A 23,046-nucleotide genomic window follows, 5' to 3' on the forward strand; every position below is an offset into this window, starting at 1 on the left:
ATAGCGATCACTCGCCTTGGCGTGAAACAGGAGTAGAGCGGCAATGGCAGACACATCGTTTTCGCTGATGTACGCCGCGCAAACCGCAGGCGCGGGTTCCGGCTTGTCGGCAGGGGGATCGGCCACAGACAGCCTGGTCAAACCACTGTCCGAACTGAAAGAGGCGTTGCTTACGGCCAGTCTGGACATCCGCAGTCTGGTGCGTGAACAGATCAAACTCGGCGCTGTTGTCCTGGGGCTGAACACGGCCCTGGCATCATTCAAGGTGCCAGTGGTAACTGCCGCGCCGGCGGCAGGCGGCGAAAGCAAGTCAAAGCTCAAGGCTGAGATTGAACAACGCTCGCCTCCGGCCTACCTGCAATCGGACATGGCCCTGGAAACCGCCATGGCCCAGCTCAGGCAGGTTCAAGGCCTGAGTGGCGACCTCGGCACGCTGTCGAAAGCCAACCTTAAACTGGCCACTGACAAACGGGTTTCCGGCAGTGGGGCGACGGTCGTGGATCTGGTGCAGGTCGAAGTCGCGGCTGGCAGATCCGGGATTGGTGCGGGTCTCAAGGGCGCCGACAAGGAACAAGTGCTGCTGGACTTTGCCCTGGATGCAGCGGTCAATGCGTCGGCGTTCGGCATCAGCCTGAAGTCGGCCGGTGAAATGCTGTCGGCCTGGCAAGTCTCGATGAGACTGGATCAGACTCAAGGTCAGCTGCTGGCTGATGCGACTCAGCATCTGGGCAACAGCGGACTGAATACGACGGCTGCCGACATCGGCTCGGTCGTGCAGCAATCCGGCGAGTCGGCCGTTGCAGCGGGGATCCTGCCCGAGCAGTTGGCGGCGCTGTCAGCCGCGTTGCTCAATGCTGACGTCGACAAAGCCGGTGCCGGGGCGTCGGTGAAAAGCATCAGCGCAGCGTTGGCCAAAGGCCCCCAAGGCTCGGCGGCCGAGCAGTCGGCGTGGAAGGCGTTGGGGCTTGATCCCGGCAAGTTGACCGAAAACGTACCGGACAACCTTGTCAAAGCGTTGGCGGCATTGAAGCAACAACCGGCAGAGCAGCAAGCAGCGCTGATCAAGACACTTTTCAGTGGCGACGACGGTGTACGCAAACTGCTGGCGAAACCCGAAGACCTGCAAAAAGCGTTTTCGCTGGTCGCTCCGGCCAAACTGGAAGGAACGTCGTCGCTTGTGTCCTCGCAAGCGACCCAGAGCAGCCTCGCATCGCCATTCAAGGGTGAGGGGGGCGTGCTCCAGTGGATGGGCAAACCCGGCGAGGCACAGACGCCGCTTTCATTGCTCAAGCCCAATGATCCACTGACACCGGCTTACAGCGGCGCGATTGAACGCAGCGCCGAGCCTGCGGGCAAAGACCCTCAGCGAAGCTGGAACGCGTTCGATGCCAGTCTCAATCGTCTGATCACGGCGTTGGCGCCGGATGCGACCGGCTCGCTGGATTCGCTGACGAATATGACCAATGGCGTGGCGGATATGGCTGAAGCCCATCCCAAGACCTCGACGGCGTTAGCCCTTGCGGGCGTTGGACTGTCGGCCATCGTGGTGGCGGTGATGGCCAAGGCATTCGGCAATTTCACCGACAAACTGCTCAAGGGCGTCGCTTCAAAATTGCCGTTCGGTCTTGGCGGTTTGATTGCCGATATTGAAGACCCGAAAGCAAAGAAAACGTCGGCCGGAAATGGCGCGGGCCATGACTGCTGTTGCAAACCGCTGGGCGGCGGGACGGGGGGCAGACTCAAGCCTCGCCGGTCAAGCATCAAGCCTCGAGTCCGACGTGAACAAACCGGTCAAGGTGCGAAAAGCCCCCGCACGGTGACCCCTCGGCCACCACGGATCAGTGCTCCACCGGCACCACCCGTTCTGCCCCGCATGTCCGGCTCGTACTGGCCGGGAACCATGACGGCATTTGCAGACTCATCAGCCGTCAGTTCTGCACCGGCCGCTCCACTGTCCGGTTCTTACGCCAGGGCAGGCAGACTGCTTGCCAGACGGGCACCGCCGCTGCGGTTGCTCAGCGCCGGATATGAAATGGTCAACGGCGTCATGAGCGGCGATAAGCGTGCCGTCGTGTCGTCCGGTGCATCGTTAGCCGGGTCGTCTGTTGGTGCCGCTGTCGGTGCTGCACTGGGTACGTTGATTCTGCCGGGTGTGGGCACCATGGTCGGCGGGTGGCTGGGGAGCATGGCGGGCGGGGCCATCGGTGAATCTCTGGGCGACAAGCTAGGGACACAAGTCGATCGTCTCGGCTCTCCTGCACAGGTCAGTAAAGACCTCATCGCGACCTCGGCGACCTCCACGAACCCTGCGGCACTCGCCTCCACAGCCGCCAGCCAGCCTGTCACGTTCAACTCCACCATTCACATCAATGGTCAGGATCAGGGCAGCGCCCAGGCACTGGCCAATCTAGTTGTGCAGACAACAATGAGTCAGTTGGGCCAGATCATGCCGACCAATCCTCTCGCCACACGACGTGACGCAGCCCTGACCGACGGAGTCGCCACATGAAACAACAAATGGCTCTGGGCAGTTTCATCTTCGGCCTGTCGCGCAACTTTGCGTACCACCAATTGTTGCGCAAGTCCGATGGCGGCTGGACCGAAATACAGATCCTTACCAGCAAACCGAAATCCAGTCAGACCGGACAGAAGCCGGAAACCCTGACCATCACCGGCAAGTCGATGTACGCCGTGGCCATGGATCGGCTCGATGAATTGCGTGCCTTGCAGGCGCTGCGTATACCGCTGCCGCTGATCGATGGCATCGGCCGCAACTGGGGGCTGTGGCGGGTCAACAACGTTCAGGAAACCCAGACCTGCATCATCGATGACGGTACAGCGATGGTGGTCGATTGGGTCATCGAATTGGCGGAGTTCAACAATGCGTAAAGTTCGAAGCGTGGCCGGTGATTCGGTGAATCTGCTGCTCTACCGCGAAACCGGGCGCAGCGACGATGCGGCCGAAGAAGCACTGTGGAAACTCAACCCGACCCTGGCCGAACACGGCCCGGTTCTGCCCGCTGGCATCTGGGTCGTGCTGCCTGAACTCGACAGCAAACCCGCCGCAATCAAAGCGCTCACGGCGTGGGATTAAGGAGGTTGTATGGCATTGGGTTTTACCCCGGTCGTTCAGATTTATGGCGCAAACGCGGATTTGCTCAACCAGCGCCTTATCAGTTGGGAGCACATTGATGCCGCCGGTATCGAGTCGGATCAACTGACCCTGACCATTGATCTGGAAGGCCTCGAAGGGCTGCCGAACCTCGGCGGGAAAATCGGCCTGCTGGTGGGTTACCTGGAAATGGCAGAGATGGTCGACAAGGGCCAGTTCAAAGTCACTCGCCTGACACCGACGCTGTTTCCGTTTCGCCTGACTTTGGTGGCCACTGCAGCACCGTTCAGCAAGGATGACGAGACCGGCTTCAAGCAGCGCCGCATCGCCAGTCATGGACCGACGACGCTCGGTCAATTGTTCAGCAAACTGGTGTCGCAGCACGGATTTTCATCACGTGTCGCAGCGGACGTGGCGATGATCAAAATCGCCCATGTCGACCAGTCCAATGAAACCGACATGGGCTTTCTGACGCGGCTGGCAAAGAAGTACAACCTGGTCGCCAAACCTTATGGCGATGCGTATGTGCTGGCGCGGCCCGGGCAGATCAAATCAATCTCGGGCCAGAAACTGCAGGATGTGACGTTGTCGGTCACCCACAATAATCGTCCAGGCGATCACGCCTTCATCAGCGCCACGCTGGAAGAGGCCGCCCGCGAACAGGCCAAGGGCTGCAAGACCTGTTTTGTCGATGCTGTTACAGGCATTTTGCATTGGGTCGAAACGGGACTTGCGCCGTTCAAGACCATCCGCCAGAAGCAACCCAATGAAGCCGACGCCATTGCCGTGGGAGAAGGCGAAGTGCGCAAAATGCTCCGGCAAAAGTTCAAGGTGAAGATCACCTGCCCGGGCGATCCGCGTCTGGCCGCTGAAGGCCTGGTGCTGCTCGATGATACCTGGCCGGATTTCATGCGCGGACGCTGGTCGATCGACAAGGTCACCGCCAGCGGTAATCGCGAGAACAGCTATCGCTGCCTGATCGATGCGTCGTGCCTCGACCCGAAAGCCGAAGCCAAAGACTGATCTCACAGCCCACGAGCCCCCCTGTAGGAGTGAGCCTGCTCGCGATAGCGGTGCCACATTCAAAACCAACGCGCCTGACACACCGCTATCGCGAGCAGGCTCACTCCTACAGGGGCCTGCGGTAACTCCCACTATTTTGGACCACCCCCATGAAGATCACCCCGATCCTCACGCAACTGCGTGGGCAATGCCCTGGCCTTGCCAGTCACATTTCGGTGGGTGTCGATCTGGCGCTGCTACAAGGCAACCCGGATCTGCCGACACCCTCGGCCCACGTGCTGCCACTGGCCGACTTGGCGAGTGAAAGCACCACCCAAAACCTCACCACCCAACCGATCCGCGACCGCTTCGAAATCGTCCTGGTACTTGACGCCACCGACGCTACAAAAGCGCTGGATCTGTTGCACGACCTGCGTGCCGAACTGTGGCGCGCGCTGGTCGGGTTCAAGCCCGACAACGACTACAGCGCCATCGTCTACGACGGCGGCGAACTGGTCTCGATCAACAGCAGCCGCGCTTTCTACCGGCTGCGCTTTTTTGCCGAGTTCCAGCTCGGCCGCAATCTGCCAAGTCAGCCTGCGGAGAGTTGGCACGAACGCGAACTGGACGGCTTGTCGTCCTTTACCGGGGCCACCGTGCGGGTCGATGCGATCGACCCGGCCGACCCCAACCTGAAACGCCCGGGCCCCGATGGGCGCGTGGAAATGACTTTCTCTGCAGAGGTAACCCCATGAGCAATCGCATCACCGTACTGCCGGCCGCCGGCCGCGTCGTACCTGACCCGGAGGCGGGCGATCTGCTGCCGCTCGAAGGCCGTGAAGTGCTGGACAGCGCCTGGTGGCGCCGACGTCTGGCCGACGGCGACATCACTCTCAAAACCGCACCAGCCAAACAAAAGGGAGCCAAATAATGGCGATCGGATTCAGCAACATCCCCGCGGACATTCGTGTACCGCTGTTCTATGCCGAAATGGACAACTCGGCCGCCAATAGCGCGAGTTCGACCATGCGCCGTTTGATTGTCGCTCAGGTCAACGACAACATCGCCCCGACCGAAGTCGGCAAACTGGTGTTGGTCTCCAGCGTTGCGCTGGCCAAAAGCATCGGCGGCCAAGGCTCGATGCTCGCCTCGATGTACGAGACCTTCCGCAAGGCCGACCCGATCGGCGAGATCTGGTGCCTGCCGCTGCACAACGCTGAAGGCGCCGTTGCCAAAGGCGTACTGACCCTGACTGGCGCTGCGACTCAGGCTGGCCTGCTCAACCTGTATGTCGGTGGCGTGCGTGTTCAGGCCACCGTGGTCAACGGTGCTACCGCAGCCCAGGCAGCCACTGCACTGGCGCAGAAAATCAACGCCACGGCCGATCTGCCGGTCAGCGCTGCCGCTGCCGAAGGTGTGGTCACCCTGAACGCCAAATGGACCGGCGACAGCGGCAACGACATCAGCCTGCAATTCAATCGCCTGGGCAAAAGCAACGGCGAAGAAACCCCGGCTGGCCTGACCGCTGCGATCACCGCCATGACCGGCGGCGCCGGTGTGCCGGATCAGGTTGAAGCGATCGCCGCACTGGGTGATGAACCGTTCGAATTCATCGCACTGCCATGGTCCGATCTGTCGACCCTCAACACCTGGCAAGCCGTCATGGATGACAGCACCGGTCGTTGGTCGTGGGCCAAGCAACTGTTCGGTCACGTCTACAGCGCCAAACGCGGCACCGTCGGCACTCTGGTTGCTGCCGGCCAGGCACGCAACGACCAGCACATGACCATTCAGGCGCTGGAGCCGGGCGTACCGCAACCGTTCTGGGTACAAGCTGCCGCACTGGCCGCACGCACCGCGGTGTTCATCTCTGCCGACGCCAGCCGTCCGACCCAAAGCGGCAGCCTGCCGGGTGTTGATCCGGCACCGGCCAGCGAACGCTTCACCCTGACCGAGCGTCAGTCGCTGCTCAACTACGGCATCGCCACCGCGTATTACGAAGGCGGTTACGTGCGCATCCAGCGCTCGATCACCACCTACCAGAAAAACGCTTACGGTCAGGCCGACAACTCCTATCTGGACAGCGAAACCATGCACCAGTCGGCGTTCATCGTGCGTCGTCTGCAAAGCGTGATCACCAGCAAATACGGCCGCCACAAACTGGCCTCCGACGGCACGCGTTTCGGCGCCGGCCAGCCGATCGTCACCCCGGCGACCATTCGCGGCGAGTTGATTGCGCAGTACGCCAAGCTCGAACTGGAAGGCCATGTCGAGAACGCCGAGCTGTTCGCCGAGCACCTGATCGTCGAGCGCGACGTGCAGGACCCGAGCCGCGTGAACGTGCTGTTCCCGCCGGATTACATCAACGGTCTGCGCGTGTTCGCACTGCTCAACCAGTTCCGCCTGCAGTACGACGACGCGGCTTGATTGCTGCGTTTGACGACAAGCATTCAGCCCACCTCGCGTGGGCTTTTTCATTAAAGGGAGTAACACCATGGGTCAACTGATTGCAGGCACCTGCTACGTCAAAGTCGACGGCGCACAACTGACCATCAATGGCGGCTGCGAAGCCCCGCTGATGGCGGTCAAACGCGAAACCGTCGTACCCGGTTTCTACAAGGAAACCGACATCGCGCCGTCGTTCAAAGTGACCGCGCTGCACACCGCCGACTTCCCGCTGAAGAAGCTGATCGAAGGCACCGACATCACCGTCACCTGCGAATTCAGCAACGGCAAAGTCTACGTGCTGGCCGGTGCATATCTGGTTGAAGAACCGGTCTCCAAGGGCGATGACGCCACCATCGAACTGAAATTCGAAGGCATCAAGGGGACCTGGCAATGAGCGGCGCCGTGAAGCTTCAGGTTGCGATCGAAGCTCACGGCGAGCCCCTGACCGAACTCGTCCTGCGCCGCCCGACGGTGCAGGAAGTGCGAGCGATCAAGGCGCTGCCGTACAAGATCGACAAGAGCGAAGAAGTCAGCCTCGACATGGACGTGGCGGCCAAATACATCGCCGTGTGCGCCGGCATTCCGCCGTCGTCGGTCAACCAGCTGGATCTGGCTGACCTCAACGCGCTGAGCTGGGCCGTTGCGAGTTTTTTCATGAGTGCGGCGTCGGAGCCATCACCGACCTGATCGCAGTCGCCTATGACCTGGCCTGGTTCTGGAAGGTTGACCCCGAACAGATGATGGCCAGGCCACTGGATGTGCTCCGCGAATCGCTGGAGCACGCGCAACGGATCAATGCGATGCAGCAGGTGCAGTGATGGCTATTACACAGATAAACGCGATCCAGCAAAACGTTCAGACCACGGTCAACATGCTCGTGGTCATGCAAGGTCTGCAGAAAATGGAGACCGAGATGAAGGGCGTCCGGGGCAAAGTCGCGGCGTTCAAGAAAAGCCTGGAAAGCACTGGGATCAAGCCGCTTGATCTGTCTGGGTTTATCTCGGGCGGTGGCTTGCTCAAGCCGTTTCAGGAGGGCTTGAAAAAGGCGATCAAGGCCGAGGACGAACTGGCGAGCAAAAGCAAAAATCTTAAAACCCCGACGCTGGGCAAGGACGCCCTGATTCCCGCGCCACTGGGGGCACCTGCAACGGCGCAGGTGCCCGCCGTGGTGAAGGGCGAAACGTCCACCAATCTTGCGAAGTTCAACGTTTCGCTTGATGACATTTCGTTGAAGATCGGTCAGGCGTTGTTGCCGGCAGTCAATGGCTTGGTGACGGCGCTGGTGCCGGTCATGACCTCGGTCGGTGAATTTGTCGCCGATCATCCGCAACTGGTCGAAGGGCTGGCGGCAGCAGCGGTAGCGTTCACCGTCGTGACGACGGCGGCTGCGGGTTTCAGTGCTGTGCTCACGCTGCTCGCTTCGCCTATCGGCCTTTTTGCCGCCGGGGTTGCATTGGCGGCAGGTTTGATCGTCGCCAACTGGAAGCCGATCTCAGCGTTTTTTGCCCGGCTGTGGCAACAGATTGCTCCGGTGGTGATCCCGATGGCTGGCTTTTTCCGGACGCTGTTCGGCTTCACTCCGATGGGGATGCTGATCAACAACTGGGGGCCGGTCAGTGGCTTCTTCGCGGCGCTGTGGGACGTACTCAAAGCGCTGGCGGCGCCGGTCATCGACTTCTATGCGACGTTGTTTGCGTATTCACCGCAGGCGCTGATTCTGAAGAACTGGCAGCCGCTGGTTGGTCTGTTTGCATCGATATGGGATTTGCTCAGGGCGGTGTCGGTGCCGGTAGCGGCTTTTTTTCGCGACCTTGTGGATTACATCAAACTGCCGATCCTTGCGCTGTATGCCGTTATCCGCGAGCAATTGGGCTGGTCGCCTCTGGAGATGTTCATTCAGGCCTGGGACCCTTTGACCGCCTGGATTAAAAAGTGGAGCGACACGTTTTACGAAGTGCTGGCGCCGATCAGGGATTTTTTCAACGGAGGCCTGGGGAAACTCGCGGCCGAAGCATCGGCCAAGGTCGACGTGCTCACCCGCTCACAGGAAAAAACCAATGCCGAAGGCAAAGGTGAATGGGCGCCGCAATTCCTTGGCTCCAGCACGGACGTTACGTCCAAAACCCTGTTGTCGGCGGGGACACTGACGCAATCCTCGAGCTCACTGACGCAATCCTCCAGTTCGCTGACGCAGACGTCCAGCGCCCTGATCCAGCAAAGCGCTGCCAACAACCGCACGCAACTCGAAGGCGGCCTGACCGTGCGCTTCGAAAACGCCCCTGCGGGGCTGCGCACCGATCAACCGCAAACCAATCAACCGGGCCTGGCGCTGTCTTCGCGCATCGGCTATCGCTCGTTGTCCGTGGGAGGTTCCAATGAACTGGCGTGACCGTTTATTGCCGGCATCCTTTCGCGGTGTCGGCTTCTGGATCGATTCGGCGAAAACCCCGGTCGGCCGCAAAGGTCAGCTGCACGAATATCCGCAGCGTGACCTGCCGTATTTCGAAGACCTCGGCCAGCAGGCGAGGATTCACGATGTCACCGCTTTCATCGTCGGCGCCGATTGCCTGGAGCAGCGCGACAAGCTGCTCAAGGCGTTGGAAGCGGGCAGTGGCGAGCTGGTGCATCCGTGGCTCGGGCGCCTGCAAGTCAAGGTCGGCGAATGCGACATGACCCACACCCGTCAGGACGGCGGGTTGGTGACCTTTACCCTGAAATTCTATCCCGATAAACCGTTGCAGTTTCCGACCGCGACCGTCAGTACCCAGCAGGCAATACTGCTCAAGGCCGGGACTTTTCAGGCATCGGCACTGGCGCGGTTCGAGCAGGCGATGACGATGATCAAAGCGGCGCGGATCGGCATTGCCAATTTGCGTAACAGTCTCGCCGGCGTCTACGAGATCATCAAAGAGCAGCTCCAGCCGCTGATCAAGTACTACAAAGACATCACCGACTTCGTCAAAGCGGTCAAGGAGTTGCCCAAGGAACTGGCGGCGGAGTTCAACGGCTTGCTCGGCGATATCAAGGAGCTGAAGACGTTTGCGAAGGAAGGCTACCGTGGCGTGATTGCCGACGTGTCGCAACAACTCGAAGCGATCCGCAAAGCTGATGCGCCGAAGCTCACCACTGGCAAGGACACCAATGCGGCGGCGCAAGCCATGGCTGATCTGGTGCAGGACACCCTGATCGTGAAAGCGGCGCAGTGGATCGCTTCGATGCCGGTTGCAAGCAAACCGATGAAGTTGCCGTCGACGCCTTCCGTCAGCAGTCAGGCCCACCAGCCGATCACTCATCAGGACGTGCCGTCCACGGACGATACGCTGGCGGTGCTGAAGAATCTGGTGAGCTCGGTTGATCTGGCGAAGAACAAATACGGCGCTGCACATCACCAGGTAGCCAGCGATTTGCTGGATGCATTGGTCACGCACCTCAAGGCCGTTGCGTCCTCGGGTATCCGGGTTGTCACTAAAACCATTCAGGAAAGCGCGCCGTCGCTGGTGATCGCCTACAAGTACCTGGGCGATGCTACGCGGGCCCTTGAAATCCAGCAGCGCAACCCGACGAATCACCCCGGGTTCTCACCCAACCAAGTGAAAGTCCCCGGGGAGTAAACCATGAGCGAGATGGATAACCGCGTCACGCTGACGGTCAACAACCTGGAGTATGGCGGCTGGAAAAGCGTGGAAATCAGCGCTGATCTCGAGCGCCAGTTCCGGACTTTCAAACTCGACATCACCTGGCAATGGCCAGGGCAAACGGTGGATAAACCGATCAAGCCCGGCGACCCCTGCGAGGTGAAGATCGGCAATGATCTGGTGCTCACCGGTTACGTATTCAAAGCGCCGATTCGTTATGACGGGCGGCAGATCAGCCTGACCATCGAAGGCAGTTCGAAGACCCAGGATCTGGTCGATTGCGCGGCCACCAATCGCCCGGGTCAATGGCAGGAGCAACCGTTGCTGCGTATTGTCGAGGCGCTGGCGATGGAGTATGCGCAATCGGTGGTCAACGAAATCCCCGAGACCGCACGACTGACCAAACACACCATCGTGCCGGGTGAAACGGTGTTTCAGTCGATCGATCGTTTGCTCTCGCTGCTACGGGTGTTTTCCACCGATGACGAGCAAGGCCGTTTGGTGTTGGCCAAGCCCGGCAGCGGTGGCCGGGCGAGCGATGTGCTGGAGCTGGGGAAGAATATTCTCTCGGCCAGCGCGCCGATGGATTACAGCCAGGTGTTCTCCGAATACCGGGTCATCGGCCAGCAAAAAGGCTCGGACAAGAAGAGCGGGGCGGCGGTCAGCGAAGTGGAATCGATTGCTGCCGACCTGACCTTCAAACGTCGGCGCACCACGGTGATCAATGAAGGCACGCAGCTGACCTTTGAATTGGCGCAGCAGCGTGCGCAATGGGAAAGCGCCACCCGCATGGGCCGTGCGCAGAGCACTACCTATCAGGTGCAGGGCTGGCGTCAGGCCAACGGTGATTTGTGGCGACACAACACGCTGGTGCGAGTGAAAGATCCGGTGCTCGGGTTTGATGGCGACATGCTGATTTCCAAAGTCACGTATTCGCTGTCGGCGCAGGGTTCGGTGACCACGCTGCAAGTGGCGCCGCCGCATACCTTCGATGCCAATCCGACACCCCCGAAAAAAACCTGAGCCTGACTCCGAACCCTGTGGGAGCGAGCCTGCTCGCGAAAGCGCTGGCAGCTTCAACATCACATTGCCTGACCCAGCGCATTCGCGAGCAGGCTCGCTCCCACAGTGGATCGCGTGATGCCTACCTTTTGAGGACACCCCATGAGCCTACTGACACGCTTGCTGGCGCGCGGCACCGTCGTGCTCGCCAATTCGGCATCCAAGCTGCAATCGCTGCAAATGCGCCTCACCGCCGGCGAGGTGAACGACGACCTCGAACACTTCGAACCCTACGGTTTCACCAGCCATCCGCTGGCCGGTGCCGAAGGCGTGGTCACGTTTATCGGCGGTGACCGTTCCCATGCTATCGCCCTGGTCATCGCTGACCGCCGCTATCGCCTGCAGTCGCTGGCTGCCGGTGAAGTGGCGATCTACACCGACGAGGGCGACAGGATTCACTTCAAGCGCGGGCGGATCATCGATATCGAAACCACCACGCTGAACATCCGTGCCAGCAGCGCGGTGAACTTCGATACGCCGGTGATCAATCAGACCGGCAAGATCGTTTCCACCGGCGATCAACTCGCCGGTGGCATCAGCCAGATCAACCACGTACACGTCGGCGTGCAGGCCGGCAGCGGCCAGACCGGCGCGCCGGCAGGAGGCAAATGATGTTGATCAGCCCTAATCTCCACGCTGCGCTGACCCGCGCCGTGCTTATCAGCCTGTTCACCTGGCGCCGCGCTGCCGATGACGACGCCCTCGACGACGACGAACGTTTCGGCTGGTGGGGCGACAGCTTTCCGACCGTCGCTGACGACCGTATCGGCTCGCGGCTGTGGCTGTTGCGCCGGGTCAAGCTGACGCGACAGACCCAGATGGATGCCGAATTCTATGCCCGCGAAGCTCTGCAATGGCTAGTCGATGACGGCCACTGCAGCGCCATCGACATCATCAGCGAACGCCTCGACGCCCAGCGCCTGAACCTGCGCACGGTCCTGACCCTGGCCGACGGCGAACGCCTGGACATCAACCCCGATAACAGTTGGCAGGTGATCTATGCCGTTTGAAACCCCTTCGCTGCCGGTGCTGATCAAGCGCACCCAAAGCGACCTGGCCGGCGATTCGCTGCGCCAGTCCGATGCGCAAGTGCTGGCGCGAACGCTCAGCGGCGCCGCGTATGGCTTGTACGGGTACCTCGACTGGATTGCCGAGCAGATTCTGCCGGACAAGGCCGACGAGTCGACCCTGGAGCGCATTGCTGCACTGCGTCTGAACCAGCCGCGCAAACCCGCGCAAGTGGCCACCGGCACGGTGAGTTTTACCGCCACCGCCGGCGCGGTGCTCGACGTCGATACGTTGCTGCAAACCAACGATGGTCGTACCTATAAAGTTACCGCCGCACGCACCACGGTCAATGGCAGCAACAGCACCACCATCGCCGCGCTTGACGCCGGCAGCCTCGGTAATGCCGATGCCGGTCTGGCGCTCTCTCCGGTGCAACCGATTGCCGGGGTTGTCGGCAACAGCTTCGTCGTTGTCGAACCGGGTCTGAGTGGCGGCGTCGCTCTGGAAAGTCTGGAGTCGCTGCGTTCGCGAGTGATCCGTTCCTATCGCGTCATTCCCCATGGCGGTTCGGCCAGCGATTACGAGACCTGGGCGCTGGAAGTGCCGGGCGTGACCCGCGCGTGGTGCCGAGGCGGTTTGCTCGGGCCGGGCACGGTCAGCCTCTACATCATGCGCGACGATGATCCACAACCGGTGCCAAACGCCGAGCAACTGGCTGAAGTGCAGGCGCACATCGAGCCATTACGTCCGGTCACTGCCGAGGTGCATGTGCTGCCGCCGGTGCAGGTGCCGGTGACTTACAAACTCAAGCTGACACCGGACACCAGTGCCGTACGCGCGGCCGTCGAAACCCAGTTGCGCGACTTGCACAACCGCGAAGCCGACCTCGGCCAGGACCTGCTGATCAGCCATATCCGTGAAGCGATCAGCAGCGCCGCGGGTGAAACCGATCACGTGCTCAACGCGCCGACCGCTAACGTCGCCGCCGACGACAGCGAACTGCTGACGTTCGGAGGTTGCGTATGGGGGTGATCAGAACCGCCGCGCAATACCAGGCGCAACTGCGTGCGCTACTGCCCAGTGGCCCAGCCTGGAATCCGGAGCGAGTCCCGGAACTTGAAGAAGTGCTGCAAGGCGTCGCGGTCGAACTGGCGCGCCTCGATGCGCGCGCCGCCGACCTGCTCAACGAGATGGACCCGGCCGGCGTCAGCGAACTGGTGCCGGACTGGGAGCGGGTGATGGAACTGCCTGACCCGTGCCTGGGCGCCACACCGCTGTTCGACGACCGCCGCCTCGCCGTACGCCGACGTTTGCTCGCGGTCGGCAGCCAGGCCGTCGGCTACTACCTCGACATCGCCAAAAGCCAGGGCTATCCCAACGCGACCATCACCGAACTCGAAGCCCCGCGCATGGGCCGCTCGCGTTTCGGCTCGGCGCATTGGGGCACGTGGGAAGCGCAGTTTATGTGGACGCTTAACACCGGCGGGCGCCTGTTGCTCGGTCGACGTTACGGCGCGAGCTATTGGGGTGAGCGTTTCGGCGTCAACCCGGGTTCGGCGCTGGAATGCCTGATCCACCGCAGCGCGCCGGCGCATACCAAGGTGCACATCAATTATGACTAGGGAGGAATGAGGGGATGGATTATCCGAAAAGCATGCCCGGTGTCGGTTTGGTCAACAGTCGTTTTGTCGATGAAAATCCCGTCACCGGAACCCCCGGATCGCTGATTCCTGCTGAGTGGGGCAACGCCCTTACCGAAGAGGTGTTGGCGGTTATCAAAGCGGCGGGGATCGAACCGACCGAAGGCTTGAACACCCAGCTGCTCGAGGCCATCCGTGGCAAAAAGCTGTTTGAAACGCCGCCACAATTCGATGTCAGTCAGAAAGTCGCGACGACCGAGTTTGTACAGCGCGCACTCGGCAGTCTGGCGGGGCAGACCAATTACGTGGGTGATGTTTCGTTGACGGTCGCTGACGTCGGCAAACTCTCGATCTTCACCAGCCCAGGTACGGTGACACTGCCGGAATGGTCAACTGTGCCTGCGGGAGGCTTGGTGTCTCTGGTGGCAGGTTCCGGTGGTTTGAACGTGAAAGTCAGGAGTGGCGAGAGTCTGGGCACCGCCAGCGCTGTTGCACCGGATAACACATTGTCATTTGTCGGTGGCAGCTACGTTACTTTTCGCCGGCTTCTACTCGGCGGAGGATGGGGGCTGGACTCCGGTGACGGTGCGCTCAAGTACTCGCCAGCGTTTACCGCTTCCTTGAACACTGCAGGCGGCTATCAGCGTTTGCCCAGTGGCCTGATCCTGCAATGGGGACTGGCCACGGGCGGCGCACTCAGCGAAACCATTACCTATCCGATCGCCTTTCCCAAAAGCGTGCTCTTTCTCTCGGGCGGCGATCTTTCACCGGGATTCTCCGACCTGCGCTTTTCCCTTTACCGACTCTCGCAAAGCCAGTTTCAGCGCTTCTCCAATGCTGACCCTGGCGGCTGGAACTGGTTCGCCATCGGCTTCTGAAATCAACGGTGAATGAAATGAAATACATTGATTTTGATGCCCAGGGCGAACTGCTTGGGCGCTATGACTCGACGATTCACACGCGGGTGCCTGCCACTGCCGTAGAGATCTCCGATGAGCTGTTCCTGCGCACGATCGAGGAACGCGACGGCATCTGGAAGTGGACCGACGGCAAGGTCACCAAACATGCACTGCCGAACGCATCGCAGCTGGTTGAAAGCGAACAGCGAGCATTGGCGCTGGCGCGGCGTGACGAGTTGTTGGCCGAAGCTGATCAGCAAACCGTCGGTATGGCCGACGCCTACATTGCAGGGTTGCTGGATGCCGATGACATGCAGCGGTTCAAGGCATTTGCTACCTACAAACTGGCGCTGAACAAGATCGACAGGCAGCCAGATTATCCGCAAAGCGTGGACTGGCCAGTGTTGCCGGTTTGATGCCTTTTCTGACTTGAAGCCTACAAAAACAGCTTCTTGAACAATCACCCAGAATAACGGGAGGTCCCGGCGTGGATTATCCAAACAGTGTGCCCAGCGCCGGATTGGTGAATGGGAAGTTCGTTGATGAAAACCCGATGACCGGAACCCCGGGATCGTTGATTCCGGCGGATTGGGGCAATGGGGTTACCCAGGAAATTCTCAACGTGATCAATGCCGGTGGGCTGACCCCGGACGAGAAGAAATACGATCAGTTGTTGCAGGCGATTCAGAGCGTTTCGGCCAAGGGCTGGAACCAGGATCTGGCGTTGCCGATTGGCTCATTGCCAACCGCTACCGTGGCTACGGCAGATGGGCGAATGCCGATCACGCCGTCGGCGGTTGCAACAAGTGGCGGGCGCTTATCGATTCTGCCCGGTGTGTTGGTCAGCCTAGGCCAGGAAGTGTTGGCCGGTCAGTTGGGGCGTCCGCGCACCTTTACGACGATAGCCTGGAGCAGTGCCGATCTGTTGCCCAACTCCGGTTACTTTCTGCGTGCGCAAGTGGTCGCGGGTGTGCTGACCTTCTACACACAGCGCGGCATTATCTATGACGCCACGCCCGAGGGATTGAAGGGCACGATCAATGGTGCGGCGGGCGGTGGTTTTCAGTCGACGCCGCTGGATCTCTGTCTGGCTTGGGTGGTGACAGCCGGCCCCGGCTCGGTACCGATTGTCCGGGCGATGTATAACCGTAGCCGCTTGTCGTGGACGCAAACAATCAGCGGCAATGGCGTGGTGTACCTGCCACTGGACCCGCATGCCCGTGCCGCGCGTCTGGTGGTGGGCAATGCGACGCCGCATCCGACACAAGTCACTGCTGTGAATTTTGCGACACCCGGATGGCTGGGCGCCAACTACTGTTTTCTCAACCCGAAGGTTGCCACGTCGAGCAATTGGGACGGCTGGGCCAGTGCGGGGGAGACGGTGCGGGTTATTACCAACAACGAGGTGAATGACACAACCGTTTCGACATTGACCGCCAGCTTCGACCACAGCATGTTGCGTTCCCTTTGGCAGACCTATCAAGCCGAACACGCCTTTGGTGCCGATAACGGGACGAGTGATGAGTTGCTGTTCAGCATGGGCATCAAAAATATTCTCCCGACCGACTACGCAAACGGTATTGCGATCAACTTTTCAGCGGCGGTGAATATCAATCTTTCCTGGGAGTTGATCCGATGATCATCATTCAAGAATTGCATCAGTTCGAAGACGGCTTGCGTGCTGCACAGCCTTCACTGGCCCATGACTGGGACGGTGAAGCATGGCAGCTCAATGCGGGCAGGGTCGCCGAGCTGGAGCTGCAAGAAGCCGAACGCCTTTGCGCCAGAATCGATGCAGCCGCTGACAGCGTCCGCACGGTGCTGGCCGGCGACCCGCTCAAAGCCATGGAATACGCCCAGGCCGCCGCCGACGCTCAGGCTTATCAGGACGCCGGTTACCCGAAAAAGGAAGTGCCGCTGTCGGTCGCTGCCTGGGTGGTCAAAGGTCGTACGGCCAAACAGGCTGCCGAGCAGATTCTCGCCAAGGCCGATGAACTGACCAATCACCTGTTGACCCTGCGCACCCTGCGTCTGAAAGCCAAGGCGCAGATTCGTGCGCAGGCTGCCAAGGGCAACATGGATCTGGCGCGCAGCGCTGGTGACGAAGCGTTGGTCGCCATTCGCGAATTGGCCAGCGGCCTTTCCAGCTAAGCCGAAAATTCTGCGTTCCGAGTCACCCAAGCCCACTTCGTTGTGGGCTTTTTTTTTCAGAAAACGGACCGTGGACAGGCACGCAGAAAACGCTGTGTCGACGCCGGTCATTTGTCATTTCAAAGGAACGAACATTCTATGGATTATCCAAAAAGCGTCCCCAGCGTCGGCCTCGTCGATGGCCGCTTCGTCGACGAAAACCCGGTGGCGGGTACGCCGGGGTCATTGATTCCTGCGGTGTGGGGAAATGCCGTCACCGAGGAAATACTCAACGTTGTCACCGGAGCGGGACTTGCGCCTGCTGAAGGTGATAACCGACAACTGCTCAAAGCCTTACAGGCGCTGTTGGCGTTGGCCAGCCCGATGGCAACGTTAGTGACCAGTGTGTCGGCCTCCAAAGCGTTGGCGGCAAATGAACTCGGGCTGGTGCTGGTCAACGCGAGCAGTGGTGCGACCACCATCAGCCTGCCGCCGGCGGACCTTACGTTAGGGGTTCGCGACGTCATAGTACGTCGGGTCGACAACTCGACTTCGCGCTTGGCAGTGCGCGCTTCGGGCACCGACAAAATCAGATTTCATACTCATCTTGTCGCAGCCGGGTACCCCTTTTTTGTACTGATGGGATCGGGTGACTGGTGGCATCTGCGCAGTGATGGTGCAGGCAACTGGTGGCCGATCGGGCGGTTCGATGGCACGCCGTTGGGCCGGGCTGTCTTCGAGACTACGGCACTGCTTAACCCCGGAGGATACGGTCCGCTCAACGGGGCGGTATTCAGTCGCAGCGACTGGCCGTGGTTGTGGGATCACGCGCAGCAGTCTGGGGCCCTGACCACTGAAGCCGCGAGGGTAGGGGCCGAGGGTGGCTGGACTAGCGGAGATGGCACGTTGACCTTTCGCGGGCCGGAGGGGCGAGGTGAATTCATCAGAGTGTTCGATGAGGGGCGCGGGGCTGATGCCGGTCGCTCCATTGGTAGTTGGCAGGTCGACATGTTCCGTGCTCATCGACACGAACTCAAAAGCGACATGCTGGGCGTTCCGCTGGTGTCGGCACCGAACGCGGCGCCTGACGCCTTGTTTAATCAGGCCAACATCAGTCTCGGGTTCACCGAAAACACCGGCGGTGTCGAAACCCGGCCGCGCAACATCGCCTATCCCGGCAGAATCAAACTCATCTAACAGCGCTGCTCTGCGGCATTCTCAGCTACAAAAGGAAGTGAACAATGACTTACTACTATGTTGTAAACGAAGCGACCAAAGAAATGACCGGGCCTGTCGAGTTGCCGATAATTCCCGGAATAGGCATTCAGGTTCCCGGCAATGTGATCGAGTTGGCGGAACAATTGCCGCCTGCTGAACCTGGTTATGTCTGGGTATGGCGCAACGGTATCGCTTCTCAATTGATCGACTTGCGCAACACGATTGTCTATTACAAGGACACCGGCATGGCTACCTATTGGTCGGAGTTAGGCCCACTGCCTGACTCTCTGACCTCCAAGGCGCGCCCAGGCGATTACTATGTCTGGAAGAACGATGACTGGGAACTGGATCTGGAGGCGCAGAACGCTGCCGCCGTTGCACAGGCGGATATCGAGCGCGACAAGCGTCTGCAAGAAGTAGTCATTCGTGTAGCCCCTCTGCAATACGCTTATGAGTTGGGTGAGGCATCCAGTGATCAATTGACTGTATTGCAGGCCTGGAAACGCTATGCAGTGAAGTTGGCAAATATTGAACTGCAACCTGACTATCCATTGTCCATTGACTGGCCGGTTGCCCCTGCAAAGCTGATTGTATCCCCCGCCGTCTGACTGAACCTGCCCACTAACTGCGTTTCAGGTGGCCTCGTGCTGCCGGCATTCGGCTGCCTGTAAAACCTGGAAACTCTGCAGTGGACTATCAAGAAACCGTTGCCGGTGTTGGCTTGATCAGCGGCGGCTTCGTCGATGGAAACTCACTTGCCGGAACATCGGGGGCCTCGCGACAAGCGCTGCGTGACAGGCCTGATTCGACACTTTTCCGCAGCACATTTGCGCCCATCAGCGCCGCTTTGGCTAGCCAGCGTGCCTGGCTGAACGTGTATTTTCAATCTAGGAGGTAAACCTTGGACTATCCCAAAAGTGTACCCAGTGTCGGGCTGGTCAACGGCCAGTTTGTCGACGAGGACCCGATCGCTGGTAAACCCGGTTCGCTGATCCCGGCGACGTGGGGCAATAGCGTCACACAAGAAATTCTCAACGTCGTTCAGGCGGCCGGCCTGACGCCGAACGAATCGTCGAATAATCAGTTGCTGGGAGCATTGCGCAGCCCGGCATTGTTCATGACCGCACCGCAGTTTGATGGCGGACGCTCGGCAGCAACGTCCGAATTTGTGCAGCGGGCGCTGGGCAGTTATGCCAGTGCTCGCGGAATATCCACCGCCACGCAATTGACCTTGGCCGATGTTGGCTGCTCGATCGGTCTGGGCGGCAACGCGGCTTACACCGTGACGCTGCCGGATGCCGCTGCAGTGCCGAGCGGCGGCACGATCAGCCTGCATTGCCGTAACAGTGCGCCCGTCACGGTGGCCAGTAAAACCGGTGCGCAGATCAGCCCGCAAGGGGCTTATCTGGCGTCGATCGTTTTGAACAATGGTGAGAGTGCGAACTTTGTCAGAGAGTCAGGTGTGTGGGTGGTGTATGGCACCGCTGCGCTGAAGTACTCAGCCAGTTACGCCGTACAGTTCGGCACATCGGGATATCAAAAGTTTCCCAGCGGTTTGATCCTGCAGTGGGTAACGGGGGGCTCCGATGCGAATGGCAACATGACAGTGTCGTTGCCAATCAGGTTTCCAAATGCTGTCCTCGGCGGTGTTGCCAATGAAGGTAACCCGGCCGGATGGAGTGCCTCCAACGTTACCGTTTGGGCATTTGACGGCGGGAGTTCCACGACAACGACAGTGGTCGCTCGGGTCCGAAGCGTCCTGGCTTCAAGTGTAAAGGCTGATCCGGGCATTTCGGGCCGCATTCTGGTTTGGGGGTACTGACCATGACGATTTACTTTTATGCACAAAGTCTCGGTTTTGATCGAGTCGACAGCGCACTTCCCGAACTGCCTGAAGGGGCGGTTGAAATCACCCAGGCGCAATACGCCGAGCTGTTTGCCGGGCAGGCAAACGGCAAAGTCATCAGCGCCAGTCACTCTGGCCAGCCTGTACTGACCGAACCGCTCAGTTCCCCGGTTGCGCTTGCCAGTGATGAGCGCGCATGGCGCAACCAAGTACTTCAAAACACCCAATGGATGGTGTTTCGCGACGCCGAAGAGCTTGAAGTTGGCGGCGGCACGACCCTGCGCGCCGAAGAGTTCAAGCAGCTACTTGCCTACCGACAGGCGCTGCGCGACTGGCCCAGTCATCCGGACTTCCCGGATGCCCGCTCGCGCCCGGTCGAACCTGACTGGCTTGAAGATTTGCTGCGGACCCATGGCTGAGCGGTTCGCCATTCAATCAAGGATAGATACACATGGATTACCCAAAAAACGTCCCGGGCTCAGGCTTGGTCGACGGCAAGTTTGTCGATGAAGATGCCATCGCGGGAACACCGGGATCGTTGATCCCGGCGAGCTGGGGCAACAGTGTTACCCAAGAGATTCTCAGCGCGATTACCGCAGCGGGTCTGAAACCCGATGAAAACCAAACCGATCAGCTGGCACAGGCTATCCGTCAATTGTCCAGGCCTGATCCGCTACAGCAGTTTCCTGTGCAGGTGTATCGCAGGAATGTCCTGATCAATGGCGGGTTCGATATCTGGCAACGCGGCACGACCAACCAAGGACCAAATATCGGTGGCTATGTAGCCGATCGTTTTCGCTGCGACTGGAATGGCAATGCTGCCGTAACCATCTCTCGTCAGGAGTTTTCCCCAGGCCAGACAGAAGTGGCAGGCGAGCCGGGTTATTTTTTACGTTGGCAGCAAACCACGGCGGGCGTCGGCGCTACCGAGCACAAGATTCTCCAAAACGTTGAATCCGTCAGGACTCTGGCTGGACGAACCGCCACCGTGACCTTTTGGGCACGCTCCGATGCCACGCGCTCATTGAAAGTAACCATCGGTCAGTACTTCGGCAATGGTGGTTCGGAAGCCGTTGTCAAAGTGGTCGATGTTTTTCCATTGAGCACTGCATGGGGCAAGTACAGCGCAACGTTCCAGGTGCCATCGATCGCGGGGAAAATGCTCGGCGCCAATGATTATTTGCGCTTGGCTTTTGATTTGCCGCTCAACGTTTTGCAAACCATCGACCTGACTCAGGTGCAATTGGAAGAGGGACCGGTTTCCACGCCATTCGAATACCGTCTTTCTGGCGAAGAATTGACGTTGTGTCAGCGTTATTTCGAAAAGTCTTTTGCCAACCGCTTACCGATTCGTGCAAACAACGGCACGGGCACCTGCATCGTCTCGTTTACCCAGGCTGCGGCTGGAAATACCGGGCAATACGGGATGGTCGTAGACATGCAGACTCAGAAAAGAGTGCAGCCTACTGTTGTCTTGTATTGCCCTGGAAATGCAAGTAATCAGGTTTGGAATTATTCGCAGGGAGTGCCTTGCACAGGAACCACTGTGCAAAGTGTGACACAGCGTAGTTTCGCGATCGGTACTGTGACGCCGGTAAACAGTCAGCCCGGTAACGGATTGCAGATTGAATGGACAGCGGACGCTGAGATCTAGGAGAAACCCCATGACCTATCAACTGACCACTTGCGGAGTACTGCGCACGGAAGATTCTTCCTTTATCCCGCAGGACTCAACCAATCGCGACTGGCTTGACTATCAAGCCTGGCTGTTATCTGGCGGCCAAGTCCAGCCATTGAATGAAACCCTCGAAAACGCAGCCCCGGCCAGCTCAGTGACAAGTCTGGCAAAAAATGGCTGGGGGCTGTTGTCCGCCAACCATGATTCAATCGGGGCAATATCCAGGGAGGATCAAGCATCATGCAATTAACTGAAAACAGCCTTATCGACATCATGCCCAACGCCCGCTCCCAAGCGGGCGTTTTTGTTTCGCCGCTCAACAGCGCCATGGCGCGCCGTCATATCGACTCGCCGAAACGCATCGCGGCGTTCCTTGCGCAAGTCGGCCATGAATCGGGGCAACTGCGCTATGTGCGCGAACTGGGCAACAACCAATACCTGAGCAAGTACGACACCGGTACGCTGGCCTTGCGTTTGGGCAACACGCCTGAGGCTGATGGCGACGGGCAGAAATACAGAGGGCGCGGGTTGATCCAGATTACCGGCCGCTCGAATTACCGCCAGTGCAGCTTCGGCCTGTTCGGCGATGAGCGTCTGCTGTCACTGCCCGAACTGCTCGAGCAACCGCAGTGGGCGGCCGAGTCTGCCGCATGGTTCTGGGAGCAGAACGGCTTGAATGAACTGGCCGACCGCGACCAGTTCAATACCATCACCCGGCGCATCAACGGCGGGTTGAACGGCTTGCAGGATCGTCTGGAAATCTGGGCGCGGGCGAGGGCGGTGCTATGCCTATCCCCTGGCGAATGATCGGCGTTGTGTTGCTGGGCGCTGGTGCGTTTGCAGCAGCCTGGCAATTTCAGGAGTGGCGCTACGGCCGACAGCTGGCCGAGCAGGCCCGGTTAAACGCCGAAACCCTCAATCAACTGACTCTGACGGCCGCCACGGCGCAACAGGCCGAGCAGGATAAACGCCTGGCGCTGGAGCAACGGCTGGCGGCCAGTGAACAAACCCACTATCGAGCGCTGAGCGATGCCCAACGTGATCAGGATCGCCTGCGCGATCGTCTTGCCACTGCTGATGTGCGCCTGTCAGTCCTTCTCGACGCCAGCAACATTGCCCCAGGCTGCAACGTGCCAGCCACCGCCGGCGCCAGCGGCGTGGATCATGCAACCGTACGCGCCCGACTTGACCCGGCGCATGCTCAACGAATTATCGCCATCACCGACAGCGGCGACCGCGGACTGATTGCATTGCAGGCGTGCCAGGCGTATGTCAGAGCGCTGTCGCCTGCACATTTTGAATGAGTCTGTGTATTGAAAGCGCAATCGGCTCGTGTACGGTGGAGGCATTCCACACGATCCGGAGCAT

29 protein-coding genes are annotated in these 23,046 nt (G+C 59.8%); all 29 read left to right on the forward strand.

The genetic code is table 11. From position 1 onward, the window contains the following. The first annotated feature begins 43 nt into the window (after positions 1-43). Entirely contained in the window at positions 44-2,509 is a 2,466-nt protein-coding gene (locus CQ009_RS15970) for a phage tail tape measure protein (protein ID WP_105707382.1), read from the forward strand. Continuing rightward, entirely contained in the window at positions 2,506-2,889 is a 384-nt protein-coding gene (locus tag CQ009_RS15975) for a phage tail protein (protein ID WP_064393146.1), read from the forward strand. The genes CQ009_RS15970 and CQ009_RS15975 overlap by 4 nt, the downstream gene beginning before the upstream one ends. After that, a complete protein-coding gene (locus CQ009_RS15980; protein ID WP_064393145.1) occupies positions 2,882-3,094 on the forward strand; it encodes a tail protein X in 213 nt (70 codons plus the stop codon). The genes CQ009_RS15975 and CQ009_RS15980 overlap by 8 nt, the downstream gene beginning before the upstream one ends. Positions 3,095-3,103: 9 nt before the next feature. Further along, the gene (locus tag CQ009_RS15985) at positions 3,104-4,135 is read left to right on the forward strand and encodes a phage tail protein (RefSeq protein WP_064393144.1); all 1,032 of its coding nucleotides are present in this window, start codon (positions 3,104-3,106) and stop codon (positions 4,133-4,135) included. A 149-nt stretch (positions 4,136-4,284) separates the two neighbouring features. Next, positions 4,285-4,869, forward strand: coding sequence for a hypothetical protein (locus tag CQ009_RS15995; protein ID WP_105707384.1), 585 nt, complete (start codon positions 4,285-4,287; stop codon positions 4,867-4,869). Then, positions 4,866-5,045, forward strand: a complete 180-nt coding sequence (locus CQ009_RS16000; RefSeq protein WP_034154909.1) for a DUF2635 domain-containing protein — start codon at positions 4,866-4,868, stop codon at positions 5,043-5,045. The genes CQ009_RS15995 and CQ009_RS16000 overlap by 4 nt, the downstream gene beginning before the upstream one ends. Beyond that, complete coding sequence (locus CQ009_RS16005; RefSeq protein WP_105707387.1) at positions 5,045-6,541, forward strand: phage tail sheath subtilisin-like domain-containing protein; 1,497 nt, start codon at positions 5,045-5,047, stop codon at positions 6,539-6,541. Before CQ009_RS16000 ends, CQ009_RS16005 begins: the two co-directional genes overlap by 1 nt. A 67-nt stretch (positions 6,542-6,608) precedes the next feature. Further along, complete coding sequence (locus tag CQ009_RS16010) at positions 6,609-6,956, forward strand: phage tail tube protein (protein ID WP_007908779.1); 348 nt, start codon at positions 6,609-6,611, stop codon at positions 6,954-6,956. Beyond that, on the forward strand, positions 6,953-7,249 hold the full coding sequence (locus CQ009_RS16015; protein ID WP_003222226.1) for a phage tail assembly protein: 297 nt from the start codon (positions 6,953-6,955) through the stop codon (positions 7,247-7,249). The genes CQ009_RS16010 and CQ009_RS16015 overlap by 4 nt, the downstream gene beginning before the upstream one ends. Positions 7,250-7,379: 130 nt before the next feature. Continuing rightward, positions 7,380-8,951, forward strand: a complete 1,572-nt coding sequence (locus CQ009_RS16020; RefSeq protein WP_064393141.1) for a hypothetical protein — start codon at positions 7,380-7,382, stop codon at positions 8,949-8,951. Beyond that, positions 8,938-10,173 carry a DNA circularization protein gene (locus CQ009_RS16025; protein ID WP_064393140.1) on the forward strand — a complete coding sequence of 412 codons (1,236 nt, stop codon included), beginning with the start codon at positions 8,938-8,940 and terminating at the stop codon, positions 10,171-10,173. The genes CQ009_RS16020 and CQ009_RS16025 overlap by 14 nt, the downstream gene beginning before the upstream one ends. Positions 10,174-10,176: 3 nt before the next feature. Then, positions 10,177-11,220: a phage baseplate assembly protein gene (locus CQ009_RS16030; RefSeq protein WP_064393139.1), complete on the forward strand. Its 1,044-nt coding sequence runs from the start codon at positions 10,177-10,179 to the stop codon at positions 11,218-11,220. A gap of 141 nt (positions 11,221-11,361) precedes the next feature. Then, positions 11,362-11,871, forward strand: a complete 510-nt coding sequence (locus CQ009_RS16035; protein ID WP_105707388.1) for a phage baseplate assembly protein V — start codon at positions 11,362-11,364, stop codon at positions 11,869-11,871. Then, a complete protein-coding gene (locus tag CQ009_RS16040) occupies positions 11,871-12,269 on the forward strand; it encodes a phage GP46 family protein (RefSeq protein ID WP_064393137.1) in 399 nt (132 codons plus the stop codon). The genes CQ009_RS16035 and CQ009_RS16040 overlap by 1 nt, the downstream gene beginning before the upstream one ends. After that, on the forward strand, positions 12,259-13,299 hold the full coding sequence (locus tag CQ009_RS16045; RefSeq protein WP_064393136.1) for a baseplate J/gp47 family protein: 1,041 nt from the start codon (positions 12,259-12,261) through the stop codon (positions 13,297-13,299). Before CQ009_RS16040 ends, CQ009_RS16045 begins: the two co-directional genes overlap by 11 nt. Then, a complete protein-coding gene (locus CQ009_RS16050; RefSeq protein WP_105707390.1) occupies positions 13,290-13,889 on the forward strand; it encodes a YmfQ family protein in 600 nt (199 codons plus the stop codon). The genes CQ009_RS16045 and CQ009_RS16050 overlap by 10 nt, the downstream gene beginning before the upstream one ends. Positions 13,890-13,903: 14 nt before the next feature. After that, on the forward strand, positions 13,904-14,785 hold the full coding sequence (locus CQ009_RS16055; protein WP_105707392.1) for a phage tail protein: 882 nt from the start codon (positions 13,904-13,906) through the stop codon (positions 14,783-14,785). Positions 14,786-14,802: 17 nt separating this feature from the next. Next, positions 14,803-15,222 carry a tail fiber assembly protein gene (locus tag CQ009_RS16060; RefSeq protein WP_105707394.1) on the forward strand — a complete coding sequence of 140 codons (420 nt, stop codon included), beginning with the start codon at positions 14,803-14,805 and terminating at the stop codon, positions 15,220-15,222. A 71-nt stretch (positions 15,223-15,293) separates the two neighbouring features. Further along, a complete protein-coding gene (locus CQ009_RS16065; RefSeq protein ID WP_105707396.1) occupies positions 15,294-16,445 on the forward strand; it encodes a phage tail protein in 1,152 nt (383 codons plus the stop codon). Then, the gene (locus CQ009_RS16070) at positions 16,442-16,957 is read left to right on the forward strand and encodes a phage tail protein (RefSeq protein ID WP_105707398.1); all 516 of its coding nucleotides are present in this window, start codon (positions 16,442-16,444) and stop codon (positions 16,955-16,957) included. Before CQ009_RS16065 ends, CQ009_RS16070 begins: the two co-directional genes overlap by 4 nt. 138 nt (positions 16,958-17,095) lie before the next feature. After that, complete coding sequence (locus CQ009_RS16075; RefSeq protein ID WP_105707400.1) at positions 17,096-18,133, forward strand: phage tail protein; 1,038 nt, start codon at positions 17,096-17,098, stop codon at positions 18,131-18,133. Positions 18,134-18,177: 44 nt separating this feature from the next. After that, a complete protein-coding gene (locus CQ009_RS16080) occupies positions 18,178-18,762 on the forward strand; it encodes a tail fiber assembly protein (RefSeq protein WP_105707402.1) in 585 nt (194 codons plus the stop codon). 80 nt (positions 18,763-18,842) lie between these two features. Further along, positions 18,843-19,052: a hypothetical protein gene (locus tag CQ009_RS29840; RefSeq protein WP_146117548.1), complete on the forward strand. Its 210-nt coding sequence runs from the start codon at positions 18,843-18,845 to the stop codon at positions 19,050-19,052. A 3-nt stretch (positions 19,053-19,055) separates the two neighbouring features. Continuing rightward, positions 19,056-19,976, forward strand: a complete 921-nt coding sequence (locus tag CQ009_RS16085) for a phage tail protein (protein ID WP_105707404.1) — start codon at positions 19,056-19,058, stop codon at positions 19,974-19,976. A gap of 2 nt (positions 19,977-19,978) precedes the next feature. Beyond that, entirely contained in the window at positions 19,979-20,419 is a 441-nt protein-coding gene (locus CQ009_RS16090) for a phage tail assembly chaperone (protein ID WP_105707406.1), read from the forward strand. Positions 20,420-20,451: 32 nt separating this feature from the next. After that, positions 20,452-21,654, forward strand: a complete 1,203-nt coding sequence (locus tag CQ009_RS16095; protein ID WP_105707408.1) for a carbohydrate-binding protein CenC — start codon at positions 20,452-20,454, stop codon at positions 21,652-21,654. Between the two features lie 10 nt (positions 21,655-21,664). Then, on the forward strand, positions 21,665-21,928 hold the full coding sequence (locus CQ009_RS29845; RefSeq protein ID WP_146117549.1) for a hypothetical protein: 264 nt from the start codon (positions 21,665-21,667) through the stop codon (positions 21,926-21,928). Further along, positions 21,919-22,485: a glycoside hydrolase family 19 protein gene (locus tag CQ009_RS16100; RefSeq protein WP_105707411.1), complete on the forward strand. Its 567-nt coding sequence runs from the start codon at positions 21,919-21,921 to the stop codon at positions 22,483-22,485. The genes CQ009_RS29845 and CQ009_RS16100 overlap by 10 nt, the downstream gene beginning before the upstream one ends. Further along, positions 22,464-22,982, forward strand: a complete 519-nt coding sequence (locus CQ009_RS16105; RefSeq protein WP_105707413.1) for a lysis system i-spanin subunit Rz — start codon at positions 22,464-22,466, stop codon at positions 22,980-22,982. Before CQ009_RS16100 ends, CQ009_RS16105 begins: the two co-directional genes overlap by 22 nt. Positions 22,983-23,046 lie beyond the last annotated feature (64 nt).

The organism is Pseudomonas sp. MYb2, from assembly GCF_002979955.1.
Classification (GTDB): Bacteria; Pseudomonadota; Gammaproteobacteria; order Pseudomonadales; family Pseudomonadaceae; genus Aquipseudomonas.

Excerpts from the sequence above, each read along its gene's own strand:
- CQ009_RS16055 (WP_105707392.1), top strand. The coding sequence starts at position 13,904 with ATGGATTATCCGAAAAGCATGCCCGGTGTCGGTTTGGTCAACAGTCGT.
- CQ009_RS15995 (WP_105707384.1), top strand. The coding sequence starts at position 4,285 with ATGAAGATCACCCCGATCCTCACGCAACTGCGTGGGCAATGCCCTGGC.
- CQ009_RS16010 (WP_007908779.1), top strand. The coding sequence starts at position 6,609 with ATGGGTCAACTGATTGCAGGCACCTGCTACGTCAAAGTCGACGGCGCA.
- CQ009_RS16075 (WP_105707400.1), top strand. The coding sequence starts at position 17,096 with ATGGATTATCCAAAAAGCGTCCCCAGCGTCGGCCTCGTCGATGGCCGC.
- CQ009_RS16040 (WP_064393137.1), top strand. The coding sequence starts at position 11,871 with ATGTTGATCAGCCCTAATCTCCACGCTGCGCTGACCCGCGCCGTGCTT.
- CQ009_RS16035 (WP_105707388.1), top strand. The coding sequence starts at position 11,362 with ATGAGCCTACTGACACGCTTGCTGGCGCGCGGCACCGTCGTGCTCGCC.
- CQ009_RS16045 (WP_064393136.1), top strand. The coding sequence starts at position 12,259 with ATGCCGTTTGAAACCCCTTCGCTGCCGGTGCTGATCAAGCGCACCCAA.
- CQ009_RS16050 (WP_105707390.1), top strand. The coding sequence starts at position 13,290 with ATGGGGGTGATCAGAACCGCCGCGCAATACCAGGCGCAACTGCGTGCG.
- CQ009_RS16095 (WP_105707408.1), top strand. The coding sequence starts at position 20,452 with ATGGATTACCCAAAAAACGTCCCGGGCTCAGGCTTGGTCGACGGCAAG.
- CQ009_RS15985 (WP_064393144.1), top strand. The coding sequence starts at position 3,104 with ATGGCATTGGGTTTTACCCCGGTCGTTCAGATTTATGGCGCAAACGCG.
- CQ009_RS29845 (WP_146117549.1), top strand. The coding sequence starts at position 21,665 with ATGACCTATCAACTGACCACTTGCGGAGTACTGCGCACGGAAGATTCT.
- CQ009_RS15980 (WP_064393145.1), top strand. The coding sequence starts at position 2,882 with ATGCGTAAAGTTCGAAGCGTGGCCGGTGATTCGGTGAATCTGCTGCTC.
- CQ009_RS16090 (WP_105707406.1), top strand. The coding sequence starts at position 19,979 with ATGACGATTTACTTTTATGCACAAAGTCTCGGTTTTGATCGAGTCGAC.
- CQ009_RS16060 (WP_105707394.1), top strand. The coding sequence starts at position 14,803 with ATGAAATACATTGATTTTGATGCCCAGGGCGAACTGCTTGGGCGCTAT.
- CQ009_RS15975 (WP_064393146.1), top strand. The coding sequence starts at position 2,506 with ATGAAACAACAAATGGCTCTGGGCAGTTTCATCTTCGGCCTGTCGCGC.
- CQ009_RS16030 (WP_064393139.1), top strand. The coding sequence starts at position 10,177 with ATGAGCGAGATGGATAACCGCGTCACGCTGACGGTCAACAACCTGGAG.
- CQ009_RS16005 (WP_105707387.1), top strand. The coding sequence starts at position 5,045 with ATGGCGATCGGATTCAGCAACATCCCCGCGGACATTCGTGTACCGCTG.
- CQ009_RS16020 (WP_064393141.1), top strand. The coding sequence starts at position 7,380 with ATGGCTATTACACAGATAAACGCGATCCAGCAAAACGTTCAGACCACG.
- CQ009_RS15970 (WP_105707382.1), top strand. The coding sequence starts at position 44 with ATGGCAGACACATCGTTTTCGCTGATGTACGCCGCGCAAACCGCAGGC.
- CQ009_RS16025 (WP_064393140.1), top strand. The coding sequence starts at position 8,938 with ATGAACTGGCGTGACCGTTTATTGCCGGCATCCTTTCGCGGTGTCGGC.
- CQ009_RS16015 (WP_003222226.1), top strand. The coding sequence starts at position 6,953 with ATGAGCGGCGCCGTGAAGCTTCAGGTTGCGATCGAAGCTCACGGCGAG.
- CQ009_RS16105 (WP_105707413.1), top strand. The coding sequence starts at position 22,464 with ATGCCTATCCCCTGGCGAATGATCGGCGTTGTGTTGCTGGGCGCTGGT.
- CQ009_RS16070 (WP_105707398.1), top strand. The coding sequence starts at position 16,442 with ATGATCATCATTCAAGAATTGCATCAGTTCGAAGACGGCTTGCGTGCT.
- CQ009_RS16100 (WP_105707411.1), top strand. The coding sequence starts at position 21,919 with ATGCAATTAACTGAAAACAGCCTTATCGACATCATGCCCAACGCCCGC.
- CQ009_RS16000 (WP_034154909.1), top strand. The coding sequence starts at position 4,866 with ATGAGCAATCGCATCACCGTACTGCCGGCCGCCGGCCGCGTCGTACCT.
- CQ009_RS16080 (WP_105707402.1), top strand. The coding sequence starts at position 18,178 with ATGACTTACTACTATGTTGTAAACGAAGCGACCAAAGAAATGACCGGG.